The organism is Sphingopyxis sp. SCN 67-31 (assembly GCF_001725095.1).
Window position 1 is genome coordinate 35,722 of sequence record NZ_MEFH01000067.1, and the last position, 12,988, is coordinate 48,709.

At 68.5% G+C, this 12,988-nt stretch carries 14 protein-coding genes; 9 read left to right on the forward strand and 5 right to left on the reverse strand.

All coding sequences use genetic code 11. The features are described from left to right. Positions 1-52: 52 nt before the first annotated feature. Positions 53-823 (reverse strand): hypothetical protein, encoded by a 771-nt coding sequence (locus ABS88_RS13965; protein ID WP_104959305.1) that lies wholly within the window; start codon positions 821-823, stop codon positions 53-55. 135 nt (positions 824-958) lie between these two features. On the opposite strand from ABS88_RS13965, the gene ABS88_RS13970 reads away from it, so the two are divergent. From ABS88_RS13970 to ABS88_RS13990, 5 genes are all read left to right on the forward strand, one after another. After that, a complete protein-coding gene (locus ABS88_RS13970; RefSeq protein WP_067107152.1) occupies positions 959-2,488 on the forward strand; it encodes a lipopolysaccharide biosynthesis protein in 1,530 nt (509 codons plus the stop codon). A gap of 12 nt (positions 2,489-2,500) precedes the next feature. Next, positions 2,501-3,193, forward strand: a complete 693-nt coding sequence (locus tag ABS88_RS13975; RefSeq protein ID WP_076073839.1) for an HAD family hydrolase — start codon at positions 2,501-2,503, stop codon at positions 3,191-3,193. A gap of 65 nt (positions 3,194-3,258) precedes the next feature. Next, entirely contained in the window at positions 3,259-4,371 is a 1,113-nt protein-coding gene (locus ABS88_RS13980; protein ID WP_083674973.1) for a glycosyltransferase, read from the forward strand. Beyond that, positions 4,364-5,446, forward strand: coding sequence for a CDP-alcohol phosphatidyltransferase family protein (locus tag ABS88_RS13985; protein ID WP_083674971.1), 1,083 nt, complete (start codon positions 4,364-4,366; stop codon positions 5,444-5,446). Before ABS88_RS13980 ends, ABS88_RS13985 begins: the two co-directional genes overlap by 8 nt. Continuing rightward, entirely contained in the window at positions 5,443-5,871 is a 429-nt protein-coding gene (locus ABS88_RS13990; protein ID WP_076073834.1) for an HIT family protein, read from the forward strand. The genes ABS88_RS13985 and ABS88_RS13990 overlap by 4 nt, the downstream gene beginning before the upstream one ends. Here the strand turns inward: ABS88_RS13990 and ABS88_RS13995 are convergent. Genes ABS88_RS13995 through ABS88_RS14005 form a run of 3 tightly spaced genes read right to left on the reverse strand, consistent with a single transcriptional unit; the run spans position 5,859 to position 8,387 of the window. Then, positions 5,859-6,623 (reverse strand): phosphocholine cytidylyltransferase family protein, encoded by a 765-nt coding sequence (locus ABS88_RS13995; protein WP_067181043.1) that lies wholly within the window; start codon positions 6,621-6,623, stop codon positions 5,859-5,861. The two genes, ABS88_RS13990 and ABS88_RS13995, sit on opposite strands and share 13 nt — an antisense overlap. A gap of 55 nt (positions 6,624-6,678) precedes the next feature. After that, positions 6,679-7,461: a nucleotidyltransferase family protein gene (locus tag ABS88_RS14000; RefSeq protein ID WP_076073832.1), complete on the reverse strand. Its 783-nt coding sequence runs from the start codon at positions 7,459-7,461 to the stop codon at positions 6,679-6,681. Then, positions 7,458-8,387 (reverse strand): alpha/beta hydrolase, encoded by a 930-nt coding sequence (locus ABS88_RS14005; protein WP_076073830.1) that lies wholly within the window; start codon positions 8,385-8,387, stop codon positions 7,458-7,460. The genes ABS88_RS14000 and ABS88_RS14005 overlap by 4 nt, the downstream gene beginning before the upstream one ends. Before the next feature lie 113 nt (positions 8,388-8,500). Here ABS88_RS14005 and ABS88_RS14010 point away from each other — a divergent pair, with 113 nt between their 5' ends. Genes ABS88_RS14010 through ABS88_RS14025 form a run of 4 tightly spaced genes read left to right on the forward strand, consistent with a single transcriptional unit; the run spans position 8,501 to position 12,366 of the window. Beyond that, the gene (locus ABS88_RS14010; RefSeq protein ID WP_076073829.1) at positions 8,501-9,331 is read left to right on the forward strand and encodes a diacylglycerol/lipid kinase family protein; all 831 of its coding nucleotides are present in this window, start codon (positions 8,501-8,503) and stop codon (positions 9,329-9,331) included. Then, complete coding sequence (locus tag ABS88_RS14015) at positions 9,328-10,176, forward strand: metallophosphoesterase family protein (protein ID WP_076073826.1); 849 nt, start codon at positions 9,328-9,330, stop codon at positions 10,174-10,176. The genes ABS88_RS14010 and ABS88_RS14015 overlap by 4 nt, the downstream gene beginning before the upstream one ends. Before the next feature lie 49 nt (positions 10,177-10,225). Beyond that, positions 10,226-11,326, forward strand: coding sequence for an Rv3169 family protein (locus ABS88_RS14020; RefSeq protein WP_076073824.1), 1,101 nt, complete (start codon positions 10,226-10,228; stop codon positions 11,324-11,326). Beyond that, positions 11,323-12,366 carry a phosphotransferase family protein gene (locus ABS88_RS14025; RefSeq protein ID WP_076073821.1) on the forward strand — a complete coding sequence of 348 codons (1,044 nt, stop codon included), beginning with the start codon at positions 11,323-11,325 and terminating at the stop codon, positions 12,364-12,366. Before ABS88_RS14020 ends, ABS88_RS14025 begins: the two co-directional genes overlap by 4 nt. Before the next feature lie 90 nt (positions 12,367-12,456). Here the strand turns inward: ABS88_RS14025 and rpsI are convergent, their stop codons facing one another. Continuing rightward, positions 12,457-12,954 (reverse strand): 30S ribosomal protein S9, encoded by a 498-nt coding sequence (gene rpsI / locus ABS88_RS14030; RefSeq protein WP_286750011.1) that lies wholly within the window; start codon positions 12,952-12,954, stop codon positions 12,457-12,459. Positions 12,955-12,988 lie beyond the last annotated feature (34 nt).

The window sequence follows — 12,988 nt, forward strand, 5'->3', positions numbered from 1 at the left end:
CTTTACCGCCAGCGCGCACGCCCGTGCTCCATAATTCCGGTTTCACCCGGCTTCAGCGACGGACAAAGGCGAGCGGTGCGCAGAGGCCGCTGAGCGCGATGAAACGCTCCTGCCCCTCCCGATCAACAGGTTCGGGCTTGACCTCCAGCTGGGCCGAGATTTCGATGGCAGAGGGCAGGTTGAGGGTCATCGAACGGTCGATCGAACGTGCCATCAGGATCAACCCCCGCAGCTTGTTGACCTCCGGCGGCGACAGCCGCGAAGCGCCATCATACGCGAAAAGCTCCATCCAGACATCCAGTTCGCGGTAGCGCAGCGAATCATATAGTTCGAAGGAATCATAGGCATCGGTATAGTTCAGCCGCTGCTCCAGCGGCATTTTGCCCGCGATGCCGGCGCCGCCGCTGCGCCACCCGCCAAGGTGCAGTCCCGGCGCCAGCGGGCGACCGATCATCCCGCTCATGGCCGGGCCATCGCCGTCCTGCCACTCCCGTTGCCACTGTTCGAGCTGATCCAGCCGGCGCACCACGCAATCGCTCTGCGCTGCCCGCGTCTGATATGCGGCCAGATTGAAGGCCAGTTCGGCGTTCAGCGCCCGGCGGAAGGCCGCTACATCCCTGCGGTCTTTCCACCCGTCCGCCGCCTGCTGCGTGCCGAGCGCGATCAGGATGCCGAGGACAACGATGACCAGTTCGGTGATGAAGCCGGACCAGCCGTTCGCGGGCGAAAACCTGCGGAACCTACTCCCCGGGGCTGAAGCGGGGCCTGTCGCGTCAACCGCCTCCCTACCCTGGTCGTCCCCCGTCCGGCGAGACTGGGCCATATGCTGACTCCCCCCGATGCCGTGGCGGCCTCGACTAGACTCGTCGCGCGGCAGGGACAAGGGGGCGGCAATAAAACCCCTTCCCCGAAGAGGAAGGGTGTAATGGGCGAAATTTGCCGCTAGGGCGCGCGGACCATGACCGACACGCCAGCCCAGCCCGCCGTGACCAGCCGCCATGTCGCGCGCGGGCTGGGAACGACGGTGCTCGCACGACTGGGCGGGGTGATCGAGATCGTCGCGCAGCCGCTCTATGTCCTGATGTTCGGCCTCGCCGGCTATGGGCTCTATGCGGTGCTGTGGGCGGCGGTCAATCTGCTCGAGAATATCTGCGACGCCGGCATGACGAACGCGCTGCAGCGCACCGTGCCGCAGTCGGCGAGCGAAGCCGAGGCCGCGGCGGCGCTGCGCACCGCGATGCTGTTCGGCGTCGTGCCATGCCTGGTCGTCGCGGCGCTGATCGCGACCTTCGCCGCCGACCTGGCGCCGCTGCTCAACGTCGCCGAGCGCGACCGGCCGCTCGTCGTACCCGCGATCCAACTGTTCGTCTGGGCACTGCCGCTGTGGGCCTTCGTCGAGATCGCGACCAGCGCGATGCGCGCGCGCATGGTATTCGGCGCCGAAATCCGCCTCCGCATCGTCTGGGAGCAGATTCTGCGGCTGGTGTTCGCGGGACTGTTCTTCGCGGGCGGACTCGGGCTCAAGGGCCTGTTCATCGCGCACCTCTGTTCGCTCGCCGTGACCGCCTTGCTGTGCGTTCGCCTGCTGGCGCGCTATTATGATTTCGCCGAACTGCGGCGCGGGGGACGCGGCAGCACGGCCGAGCGCGACACCTTGCGGGCGGGGCTGTCGATCCTGCCGTCGAACATCATCGGGCGGTTGTTCGGCGATGCGCCCGCGCTGATCCTCAACCTGCTGCTTCCCGGTGCGGCGGGCGCCGCGGCGGCGGGGCTGTTCACCATCGCACGCAAGCTGTCGAGCGTCGTCCAACTCGTTCGCATCGCCTTCTCCTATGTGCTCGCGCCGCTTGCCGCGAGTGCCGAGCGCGCCGACCGCGCACAGGTCGCCGACATCTATGCCTATGCGACGCGACTGATCTTTGCGATCGCGCTACCGCTCGCCGCGGTGCTCGCCGCGGGCAGTTCGTCGCTGCTCAGTCTGTTCGGGGCGCAAGCGCATGTCGCGCAGGCCGCCGTCGTGATCCTGCTGTTCGCGCGCGCTTTCGAGGCGGTGCTCGGCATCTCGCTGCCCGTGCTTCAGGTCGTCGCCGCCTTTCGCCACCAGCTTGTCGCGGGCCTGTTCGGGCTGGCGATCGCGGTCGGCGCGGGCTGGGTCATCGTCGGGCATCTGGACCCGCTCACCGGCGTCACCCTGGCCATGTCGATCGGCCTCGTCGCGATGGCGGCAATTCCCATGACCCAACTCGCGATCAGCGAGAAGCTGCACCCGTTCGATGCCCGGTTTCCCACCGTCGCCCTGCACGGGATCGCGATCACGGTCGCGGCGGGCGGCGCGGCGCTGCTCGCCGCGCAGCTGCCGGATCCGGTCGCCCTGCCCCTGATCGCCCTGATTGCGGCCGCGTCGATCTGGGCCGCCCTGCGCTTCGCCCTGCCGCTCGCCGACCGGGCGTCGCTGGGCAAGACCGGGCGCCGACTGCGGCTGTTTTGAAAGCCCCAAGCCATGACCTCGCCCACCCCCGTCCGTATCGCAATCTACGACCTCGACCGCACCGTGCTGCGCAAACCGACCTTCACGCTGTTCCTGCTGTGGGCGGCCGCGCGCGTCGCGCCGTGGCGGCTGCTGGCGCTGCCAGTGCTGCTGCTTCTATTGGCGGGGGCCGGATTGAAACTGTTCGGGCGCGACCGATTCAAGCCCGCCGCGATCCGGCTGATGCTGGGAAAACGGATTTCCACCGCGCGCGCGGCCGATCTGGCACAGCGCTTCGCCGCTTGGCGCGTACCGGCCGATATTCCGCCCGGAGCCGCGGCGGCGATAGCGCGCGACCGGGCGGAGGGATATCGCCTGCTGCTCGCCACCGCTGCGCCCGAATTCTATGCGGAGGCCATCGGCGCGGCGCTCGGATTCGACGGCGTGGTCGCGACGCGGCACTTGCGTGAAGCCGACGGCGCGTGGCTGCCGACGATCGACGGAACCAACTGCTATGGGGCCGAAAAGGCCCGGCGGATCGAAAAATGGCTCGCCGAACATGCGGGTCCAGGCCGGCGCCGGCTGCGCTTCTATTCGGACCACGCCAGCGACGCGCCCAGCTTCGCGTTGGCCGAGGAACGCTATGCCGTCGGACGAAGCCGCAAACTGGCACGGCAGGCGCGCGAACAGGGATGGACGCTGGTCGACTTCTCACGCCCGGCTTGAACGCGTCCAACGGCTCTAGTAGGACCCCCTGACGGCATCGGCCGGCTTGCGCAAAGGACCCCGGCTTGGCCTTCATAACACTCGTAGCCTATGCTGCGGATCAGGGCGGAACGACGCGCGTGCTGAACCATCTCGCCAACGGCTTCGCGGAAGCCGGGCACCGGGTGGCCATCCTCTATTGCACCTCGACAGGTCTGGCTCCCGATCTGGAAGACATGCCGCGCCCGGGCGTCGAAAGCCATGCGCTCGCCGACCGCCGCCAGCGCAGCCGGGCGCTGGGACAGATCGTCACCTTCCTTTCCTATCGCCGCTGGTTGCGCAAGCATCGTCCCGACATCGTGCTGGCGACCGGAAACAATATCAACTGGTTCGCGGCGCTGGGCGTGATCTCAGCCAAAACGCACGCGCGCTATTACATCAAGACGACGAACCCGATCGTCCGCCAGTCGGACGGCGCCGTCGCCGGCCGGCTGCGGCGTGCGGTCTATGGCCTGATCTTTCGCCGCGCCGCCGGGGTATTGACGCTGAGCGATGCGGAAACGACGCTGCTCCGGAAGCAGTTTCCGGCCGCAGGCGACCGGTTCCATATGGTGCACAATGCCTATCTGACCGATGCCTTTGCCGCGCCCGAGCGCGAAGGGCGCGCGGATGGCCCGATCCTGTTGCTCGGCGCCGGCCGACTGACCGCGCAAAAGCGTTTCGACCGGCTGCTGCGGGCTTTTGCCGCCGCCAATCCGCGCGACGCGCGGCTGCGCATCGCGGGCGACGGTCCGCAGCGCGCGGCCCTCGCCGCCCTTGCCACCGATCTCGGCGTGGCGGATCGGGTGGAGATGATCGGCTATACACCGGACATGCCGGCGCAGATGGCCGCCGCCGACCTGTTTGTCCTGTCCTCGGACTACGAAGGACTGCCCGCGGTGGTGATCGAGGCCCTGGCATCCAACCTTCCGGTCGTCAGCACCGATTGCTTCGCCAGCGCACGCGAACTGCTGGCCGACCTGCCCGGGTGCGCGGCGGTCGAGCGGTCGACGGAAGCGCTGAGCGATGCGCTGCGGAAATGGCTCGAGGCACCGCCTCCGCGCACCGATCTCAGGCGTTTCGCGCTTCCCTATACAACAGCCAATGCCGTCGCGAGCCACCTGGCCGCGATGGGTGAGGGACAGGACAATCATGGGTGACATATCCGCGCTGCGCCTGATCGGCGACAATGCCACGCCGATCTGGGGAATGAGCAACGCCGAGCGCGTGCGGCGGCTGGCCGTCAAGCGCGCCATCGCCGAACGGATCGCACCGGGCGAGGCGCTGTACGTCAATCTTGCCTTTGCTTTCGATCCGACGCTGATCGACGAGGCGATCAAGCGCCCGGGCGTCGCGCTGACGATCGGCGGCGAACTGGTGCTGGGCGTCTTGCCGGACGACACCGATCCCCTGCGGCTCGACGGGATCGAACGGTTGCCGCTGGAGAACCGCAGCTTTTACAACGAGCAGCTTCGCAAGCTGGAAACGCCGTTTGCCGAGCGGCTGACACCGGAAAGAAGCCGGGCCATCGAACGGCAAAGCTATTTCGGCGCCTACAAGGGCGTGACCGACCTGCTTACCAAATATCTGTGGCCCGAACTCGCGCTGTGGCTGACGCGGATCGCGGCCCGACTGGGCATGACGCCCAACATGGTGACCGCGATCGGTGCGGCGCTGTGCGTCTATGCCACCGTCCTGTTCGCGCAGGGGCAGTATTGGACGGGGATGCTGGCGGGATTCATCTTCATGGTGCTCGACACGGTCGACGGAAAGCTTGCGCGCTGCACCATCACCTCGTCCAAATGGGGCAATGTCGCCGATCATGGCGTCGACCTGATCCACCCGCCTTTCTGGTGGTATTTCTGGGGCGTCGGCCTTTCCGCCTGGGGGCTTGCCCTGTCGAGCCAGGCGTTTCTGCTGGTCATGGTCGCAGTGATCGCGGGCTATATCCTCCAGCGCGTGATCGAGGGGCTGTTCATCAAGGATTTCGGCATGGACATCCATGTCTGGCAGAAATTCGACAGCCGCTTTCGCCTGATCACCGCGCGCCGCAATCCGAACATGGCGATCCTTTTCGTCGCGACGCTCGCCGGCCGGCCCGACATCGGCCTGATCGCGCTTGCCTGGTGGACGGTCATCTCGTTGATCGTCCATGCAGTGCGGCTCGCCCAGGCCTATCGAATGCGCCGATCCGGGCGCCCGATCGTCAGTTGGATGGAGGAGGCCGCGCCATGAACGCAACCATCGAGAAATTCGGCTATCCGGCGACGCTGATCGCCGAGTTCGACCATTGGCTCGTCCTGTTGCGCCCCGCCCAGCCGACGCTCGGTTCGCTGGTGCTAGCGGCAAAGTCCGACGCGACCGCCTTCGGCGACCTGCCCGCTGCCGCTCATGCGGAACTCAAGACGGTGACGGTCGCCATCGAATCGGCACTGACCGCCGCCGTGAGCTATGCCAGAATCAACTATCTGATGCTGATGATGGTCGACCCGCACGTCCACTTCCACGTCCTGCCCCGCTACGAGGGCGAACGATCCGCGGCGGGCGTGGCCGCCGTCGACGCCGGTTGGCCCGGCCAGCCCGATCTCGGCCAGGCGGTGAAGCTGGACGACGGGCAAGTCGCGGCGCTCGCCGCCTGGCTCAAGCCCTATTTCGCGTAGCGTCCCTCGGTCGCCCAGCGGGCGGTCAGCGCATCGGCCGCCTCGACGTCCTGCGGGAAATCGACCTCCTGCCAGTCGAGGCCCTCGATCGACACGGTACCGACGCGATTGCCCTTGGCGATGATGTCGATCGCCCGCAGATACCAACGCTCGACGCCGTCGGGGGTGCGCATCATCTGGTCGACCTGGTTGCGAAAGATCGCGGGGCCGTCGTCGACGAACGCCAGCATGCCGATCGATTCGGCATTGGTATCGGGGGGCAACAACCGTTTGCCGACGGCGTGAAGCCGCCCCTCGGCATCGCGCGTCACCTTCATGTCGTCGTCGTCATAGGCGTCCTTGACGTCGACGGTGACGGTGATCGGTTCGCTCGCACCGGCAATCAGCCGGGCTACGATCTCGTCGGACACGATGGTATCGCCGTTGAGGATGATGAAATCCCGGTCCATCTCCCCGCGCGCGATCCAGCAGGTGCCCAGATTGTCGGCAACCTGAAAGAAGGGGTTGAACAGCGTGCGGACGCGCGCGCCGGTATCGCGATAGAGTTCCAGCGCGTGATCCTCGACCCGCTCGGTCCGGAATCCCGTCACGACGACGATATCCTCGACGCCATTGGCGGCGAGCGCCGCGACCTGCCAGCCAAGCAGGCTGCGCCCGTTGAACTCGATCAGGCATTTGGGCAGGTCGCGGGTCAGCGGCAGCAGCCGCGATCCCTGCCCGGCGGACAGGATGATGGCTTTCTTGATGCTCATGGCCGTCGCCCTAGAACCGCTTGGCGCCGGTTGCCACAAAAAGTGACCGCAGCGTTCAGCGGCGCGCGGCGAGAATCCGCTCGATCAATTCGATGTCCGCGGGCTTGTCGGCGTCTATGCACGCCTCGCCTTCCGCCATCGGCACGACCTTCGCCTTCAGCCCGAAGCGCCGCCCGGCGCGCGCGACGCCCTGCTGGATCGTGAACAGCCGCAGCAGCGCCCCGATCAACAGCCACGGGCCGAAGGCGGCGACGATCTTCAATCCTTTCTTGCGGTCGCGCTCGATGCGGCCCCAGAAATCGAGCAGCGGCAGCACGCGCCGACCGCGCAGGCGGAACAGGTTCGCCCCCGACCACCAGCCGCCGCGAAACTTGAGCCACGTCCGCTTCGATTCGGGATAGCGTGCCAACAGCACCCCGCGCTCGACCATCGCGACCGCGACGTCGCTGTCCTCCGCATCGGTCAGGAAGGCGGCAATCATCGCGGGGGTCAGCAGCACATTGTCGGCGGTCGTCACCAGCACCGGCGCGTCGCCCTCCGGCAGCGCGGCGGCGAGCGAGGCGCTGATCCCCTGTCCCGAGTCCGCGAAATGCAGGTCGGCGAACCCCGCCAGCCCCGGCTCCGCCGCCAGTTCGGCGCTGGCCTGCGCGAGGATGGTGATCGGCCCGACCAGCGGCGAGGCGCGCAGCGCGGCGACGACATGGACGAGCATCGGCTGGCCCGCGATCGGCAGCAGCGCCTTGGTCGACACGCCGCTTCCGGTCAGCAGCGGATCGGGGCCGGGTCGGCTGCCCGCGAGAAGGATGGCGGGGATGGGAACCGGATGCGCGGCGGTCATCGGGCGGCATCCTCTGCCGGCGCGATGCGGCGTCCGGTGACACCACGCAGGAAATCGCTCGCGTCTGCCAGCACCGGCGCCTTGCCCCGGAAGGGCGCCGCCAGTGCCGTGACGATCCCGATATGCCCGATGCCTGGATAAAGCCGCAAAGTGACGGAGCCGCCCGCCTTCTCGATTGCGGCGGCCAGATTGCGACTGTTGCGCGGACGCACCGTGCGATCCTGGTCGCCGCTCGCCAGCCACAGCGGCGGCGCATCGCCGCGCACCTGCGCGATCGGCTGCGTCCGTTCGGGCGGGCGAACCTTGCCCATCGCCTTGTCGGCCATGCCGCCCTTTTCGAAGGGCAGGAAATCATAGGGACCGGCGAGGCCCACCACCCCGCGGATCACCGATGCGTCGCTTCCAGCGCCGCGCATCCATTGCGGATCGAGCGCGAGCATCACCGCATTATAGGCGCCCGCCGAATGCCCCATCAGCGCAATACGGTCAGGGTCTCCGCCGAGATCGCCGATATAATCGCGCGTCCAGGCGACCGCGGCGGCGGCATCCTCCAGGAAATCGGGCCAATGCGCCTTGGGCGTCAGCCGATAGTCGGGGATCACCGCGACGAACCCCTCGCCGGCAAGCGCGCGGGCGACGAAACCATGGCTCTCGCGCTCGCCGCTGCTCCAGCCGCCGCCATAGAAGAAGACGACGACCGGCAGCCGGTCGCCGCGCTCCGTGCCCTCCGGCACCCAGATGTCGAGCAGTTGACGCGGTCCGCGGCCATAGGGCTGGCCGGCCAGCAACCGCCGCGCGGCGCGCGCGCCTTTGCCAAGCAATTTGTCGGCAAGGTCGAGCGCCTTCGTCCCGTGGGAGACGGCCGCCTTTGCGCCGCCACCGAACAGCAGGACGAGCAGCCCGATGAGGAGGAGGACCTTGATCAATCGTCGCCTTTCCATCGCGGCGCCCGCGCAGGATATCGCCCCTACAGGGCCGCGCGCCGCCGAACAAGCGCCGCGCGCCGCCACCATTTGCGCGCTCGTGCGTAGAATGCGGCATGACCCGCGCCTTCCACCGCCCCGCCCTGATCTGCAACAGCGAGAGCGGCAGCTACGACGAAGCCGTGCACCGGCAACTGGTCGAGGCTTGCCGCGCGGCCGGCGTCCCGCTCGTTGCCACCGTCGCGCTGCCCGACGACGACCTGCCCGATGCGGAGGCATTGCGCGCGCTGGAGATCGACTTGTTGGCCGTGTGGACCGGCGACGGGACAATCAACGCCGCAGCGTCGCGATGCGCGGGCTGGCCGGGCGCGGTCCTGCCGCTGCCCGGCGGAACGCTGAACCTGCTGTCCAAGCAATTGCACGGCGACCGGCCAGCGGTCGACATCCTGACCGATGCGCTGGCCGGAAAGGGGCGGCGCGCGCCCATTCCGACCGTCCGATCGGCAACGCGCGAGGCATTCATAACCGTCGTCGCCGGACCCGCGACGCGCTGGGCCGAGGTGCGCGAGACGATGCGCCAGCAAGGGCTGATCGAGGCAAGCCGCGACGCGCCCGAGGCGATCGACGCGATGCTGAACGCCCCCGGCGTGCGGATCGGCGGCGATGGAAAGAGCTATCCGGCGATCGTCCTGACTCCGACGCGTCGCGGCCTTCGCGCCGACGGCGTGGTGGTCGACGGTTCGGCCGACGTGCTGCGGCACGGTCTCGCGTGGCTCGGCGGCGATTTCCGCGACGGACCGAGCGAGGAACTCGCGCAGGGCGAAACGATCGTCCTCGAAAGCGAAAGCCCGATCAGTCTCGAATATGACGGCGAGCTCGACGAGATCGCCGCCCCCGCGCGCTTCGCGATCGGACAGAGCGCGGTCGACTTCATCGCGACGGCATGACGCGCCTCTTCCATATCAGCGACCTGCATTTCGGGCTGGAGGATCGCGATGCGCTGGCCTGGTTCCGCGACTGCGTGCGGCGCGAACGCCCCGATGCGGTGCTGATCACCGGCGACCTGACGATGCGTGCGCGAAGCCGCGAGTTCGCTGCCGCGTGCGACTGGATCGCGGCGCTCGACCTGCCGGTGACGGTCGAAGTGGGCAACCACGATCTGCCCTATTTCAATCCCATCGCGCGCGCCTTTCGCCCCTATGCCCGCATCGGGCGGATTCGTGCGCTGGTCGAACGCGAACTCGATCTCGCCGGCGTCTCGGTCGTGCCGCTCAAGACCACGGCGCGCGCGCAGTGGCGGCTCGACTGGTCGAAGGGCTGCGTGACCCCGCGCGCGCTCGACAGGACGCTCGCCGCGATCGACGCGCTGCCGAAGGACGCGGCCGTCCTCGTCACCGCGCACCACCCACTTGTCGAGGCGGGAACGAAGGGGCGCGCGCTGACGCGGGGCGGCGAGGCGGCGCTGACCGCGCTCGCCGCGCGCGGGGTGGCGGCGGTGCTGACCGGCCATGTCCACGACCCCTTCGACCTGATGCGGGAGACCCCCGCGGGTCCGATCCGCATGATCGGTGCGGGCACGTTGTCGCAGCGTATCCGATCGACCCCGCCGAGCTTCAACGCCATCACCCTCGACGGCACGCGGGTCGAGGTGCACGTTCGCAACCTCGCCCACGTCCCGACCCGCGACATGCAGATAGACGCCGTGCCGCCCGACGCACTGCCGCCGCGCGACGCGGACGAGCCGGTCGCCCCGATCGGCGCGGTGCCGCCGGTCGATCCGCCGGTGCATTGACGCGCGGCCCTATCCCGTTAGGTTGCAAGGAAAAACGGGATGAGGAACCATGCTGACCAAGGGCGACGATTTTCCGCTTCACCAGACCAGCGAGCCGATTGCGTTCGCGGGCACCGACCGCAATTTCTATGATCGCTATTTCTTCAACGGCGCCAGCCCGGACGGGTCGGTCTTCTTCGCCGCGGCGATGGGCTTCTATCCGCAGCTCGGCATCGTCGACGCCAGCTTTTGCGCGATCGTCGACGGCATTCAGTATAATCTGCGCGCAAGCCGGCGCTCGGGCGGCGAGCGGCTCGACCTGGCGGTCGGCCCGATCGCGATCCGCATCGACGCGCCGCTCGAACGGCTGACGCTGCGCATCGCCCCGAACGACGGGCCGCTGGCCGCCGAGCTCAGCTTCACCGGCCGTCATTTTCCGATCGAGGAGCCGCGCTTCATCCGTCGCAACGGGACGCGCCTGTTCATGGACTATACGCGGCTGACGCAGAACGGCCGCTGGACGGGCTGGCTGTCGGTGGACGGCGTCCGCATCGACGCCGGCGCCGACTGGACGGGAACGCGCGACCGGAGCTGGGGCGTGCGCCCGGTCGGCGCCAGCGAGCCGCAGCCGCCGCCCGAGGGCAATTTCAACCAGTTCTTCTGGCTTTGGACGCCGTGCAACTTCGACCGGAGCTCGCTGTTCTTCCACAGCAACGACGATGGCGCGGGGGCGCCGTGGAATCGCCGCGCCGTGATCGTCGGCGATGCCTCGAGCAAGGAGGGCAGCGAACGGCATTTCGATGCCGCGACCTTCGCAATCGCCTGGCAAGGCGGCACGCGGCGCATCGCGAAGCTGACCGCCGCCCTCGGCGCCGGCCGGTCGCTGACGCTTACCCCGTCGGGGCCGGTGTTCGCGATGAGCGGGCTGGGCTATGGCCACCCGGTCTGGGGCCACGGCCTCGACCATGGCGACGACGCCGTCGCGCACGACAGGCTGAACGAAGCCGAGCGCGACTGGGGCAATCCGCTCGCCATGCATATCCAGGCCTTCGTCGCGGCCGAACTCGCCGATGGCGGCGGCGTGCAGCGCGGCGTCGGAGTGCTCGAACAGCTTTTCGTCGGCCCGCATGCGCCGAGCGGCCTTTCCGGCTTGATGGACCCTGCGACATGAGCTTTCCGACGACGCCGGATGACATGACGGCGGACTGGCTCGCGGGCGCGCTCGGCCGACCGCCGGGCGCGCTCCGCGGGTTCACCGCGACGCCGATCGGCACCGGGCAGATGTGCGACAGCTTCCGCCTGACGCTCGACTGGATCGATGGCGCCGAAACCCCAGCGACGGTCGTCGCCAAATGCCCGAGCCGCGACGAAGCGAGCCGTCACATCGCGGCGGTCGTCGGCACCTATGTCAAGGAGGTGAGTTGGTATCGCGAACTTGCGGCGGGAAGCGGGGTCGCCGCACCGCATTGCCACCATGCCGAGATCGCCGACAATGCCGTCGACTTCATCCTGATCCTGTCCGACCTCGCGCCGGCACGGCAAGGCGACCAGCTGGCCGGGCTGGGTCTCGCCGGGCTCGGCCCGTGCATCGACGCGGCGGCGGGGCTGCATGCGTTGCTGTGGAACGACGCACGGCTCGATGCGCTGCCGTGGCTCGCGCGCGACAGCGCCGATGTCGTCCGCGCGCTCTTCCCCCAGCTCTATGCGGGCTTTCGCGAGCGCTACGCGGCGCGGCTCGACCGCGAGGCGCTTGATCTCGGCGCCGGGATCGTCGACCGGCTCGACGCCTGGCTGACACGCGTGCCCGCCGCCAGGACGATCGTCCACGGCGACCTCCGGATCGACAATATCCTTTTCTCCACCGACGCGGCGCGTTGCTGGCTCGTCGACTGGCAGACGTTGGGACGCGGCAGCGGCGCGACCGATCTCGCCTATCTGGTGGGCACCAGCATCGCCGATCCGGCCGAGCGCGCCGCGGCCGACCGGCCCGCTTTCGACCGCTGGATCGCCGCGCTGCGCGCGCGTGGCATCGATGCCGATGCCCAGGCGCTGTGGGCCGATTACCGCGTCGGTGCCCTCAGCGGCTATTTCATGGCGGTCTTCGCTTCGATGAATGTCGAGCGCACCGATCGCGGCGACGAGATGTTCGCGGTGATGGCCGAACGCCCGGCACGCCAGGCGCTGGCGCTCGGCAGCCTCGACCTGCTGTAGCGCACCGGGGCGGCACCCGTCCCGATGCGAAAAGGGCGGCCCGTTGCCGGACCGCCCTCCTCTTTTCCACCCGTCGGCGGAAAAAGCTGATTAGCGCTTCGAGAACTGGAAGCTGCGGCGGGCCTTCGCCTTGCCATACTTCTTACGCTCGACCGCGCGGCTGTCGCGGGTCAGGAAGCCGGCCGCCTTGACGGTGCCGCGCAGCGCGGGCTCGAAGCGGGTCAACGCCTGCGCGATGCCGTGCTTAACGGCGCCCGCCTGGCCCGACAGGCCGCCGCCCTTGACGGTCGCGACGACGTCATACTGGCCGACGCGATCGGCAACGCCGAACGGTTGGTTGATGACGAGGCGCAGCGTCGGGCGCGCGAAATAGGTTTCCTGGTCGCGGCCGTTGATAGTGATCTTGCCCGAACCGGGCTTCACCCACACGCGGGCGACGGCGTCCTTGCGACGACCGGTCGCATAGGCGCGGCCCTGCTTGTCGACCTGCTTTTCGCGCAGCGGCGCGGCCAGAGCCGCGGGGGCGACGGTGCCTTCGACGGCGCCGGCGAGATCCTTGAGATCGGTCATGGTCTGTTCGTCAGCCATTATGCACCCACCTTGTTCTTGCGGTTCATCGACG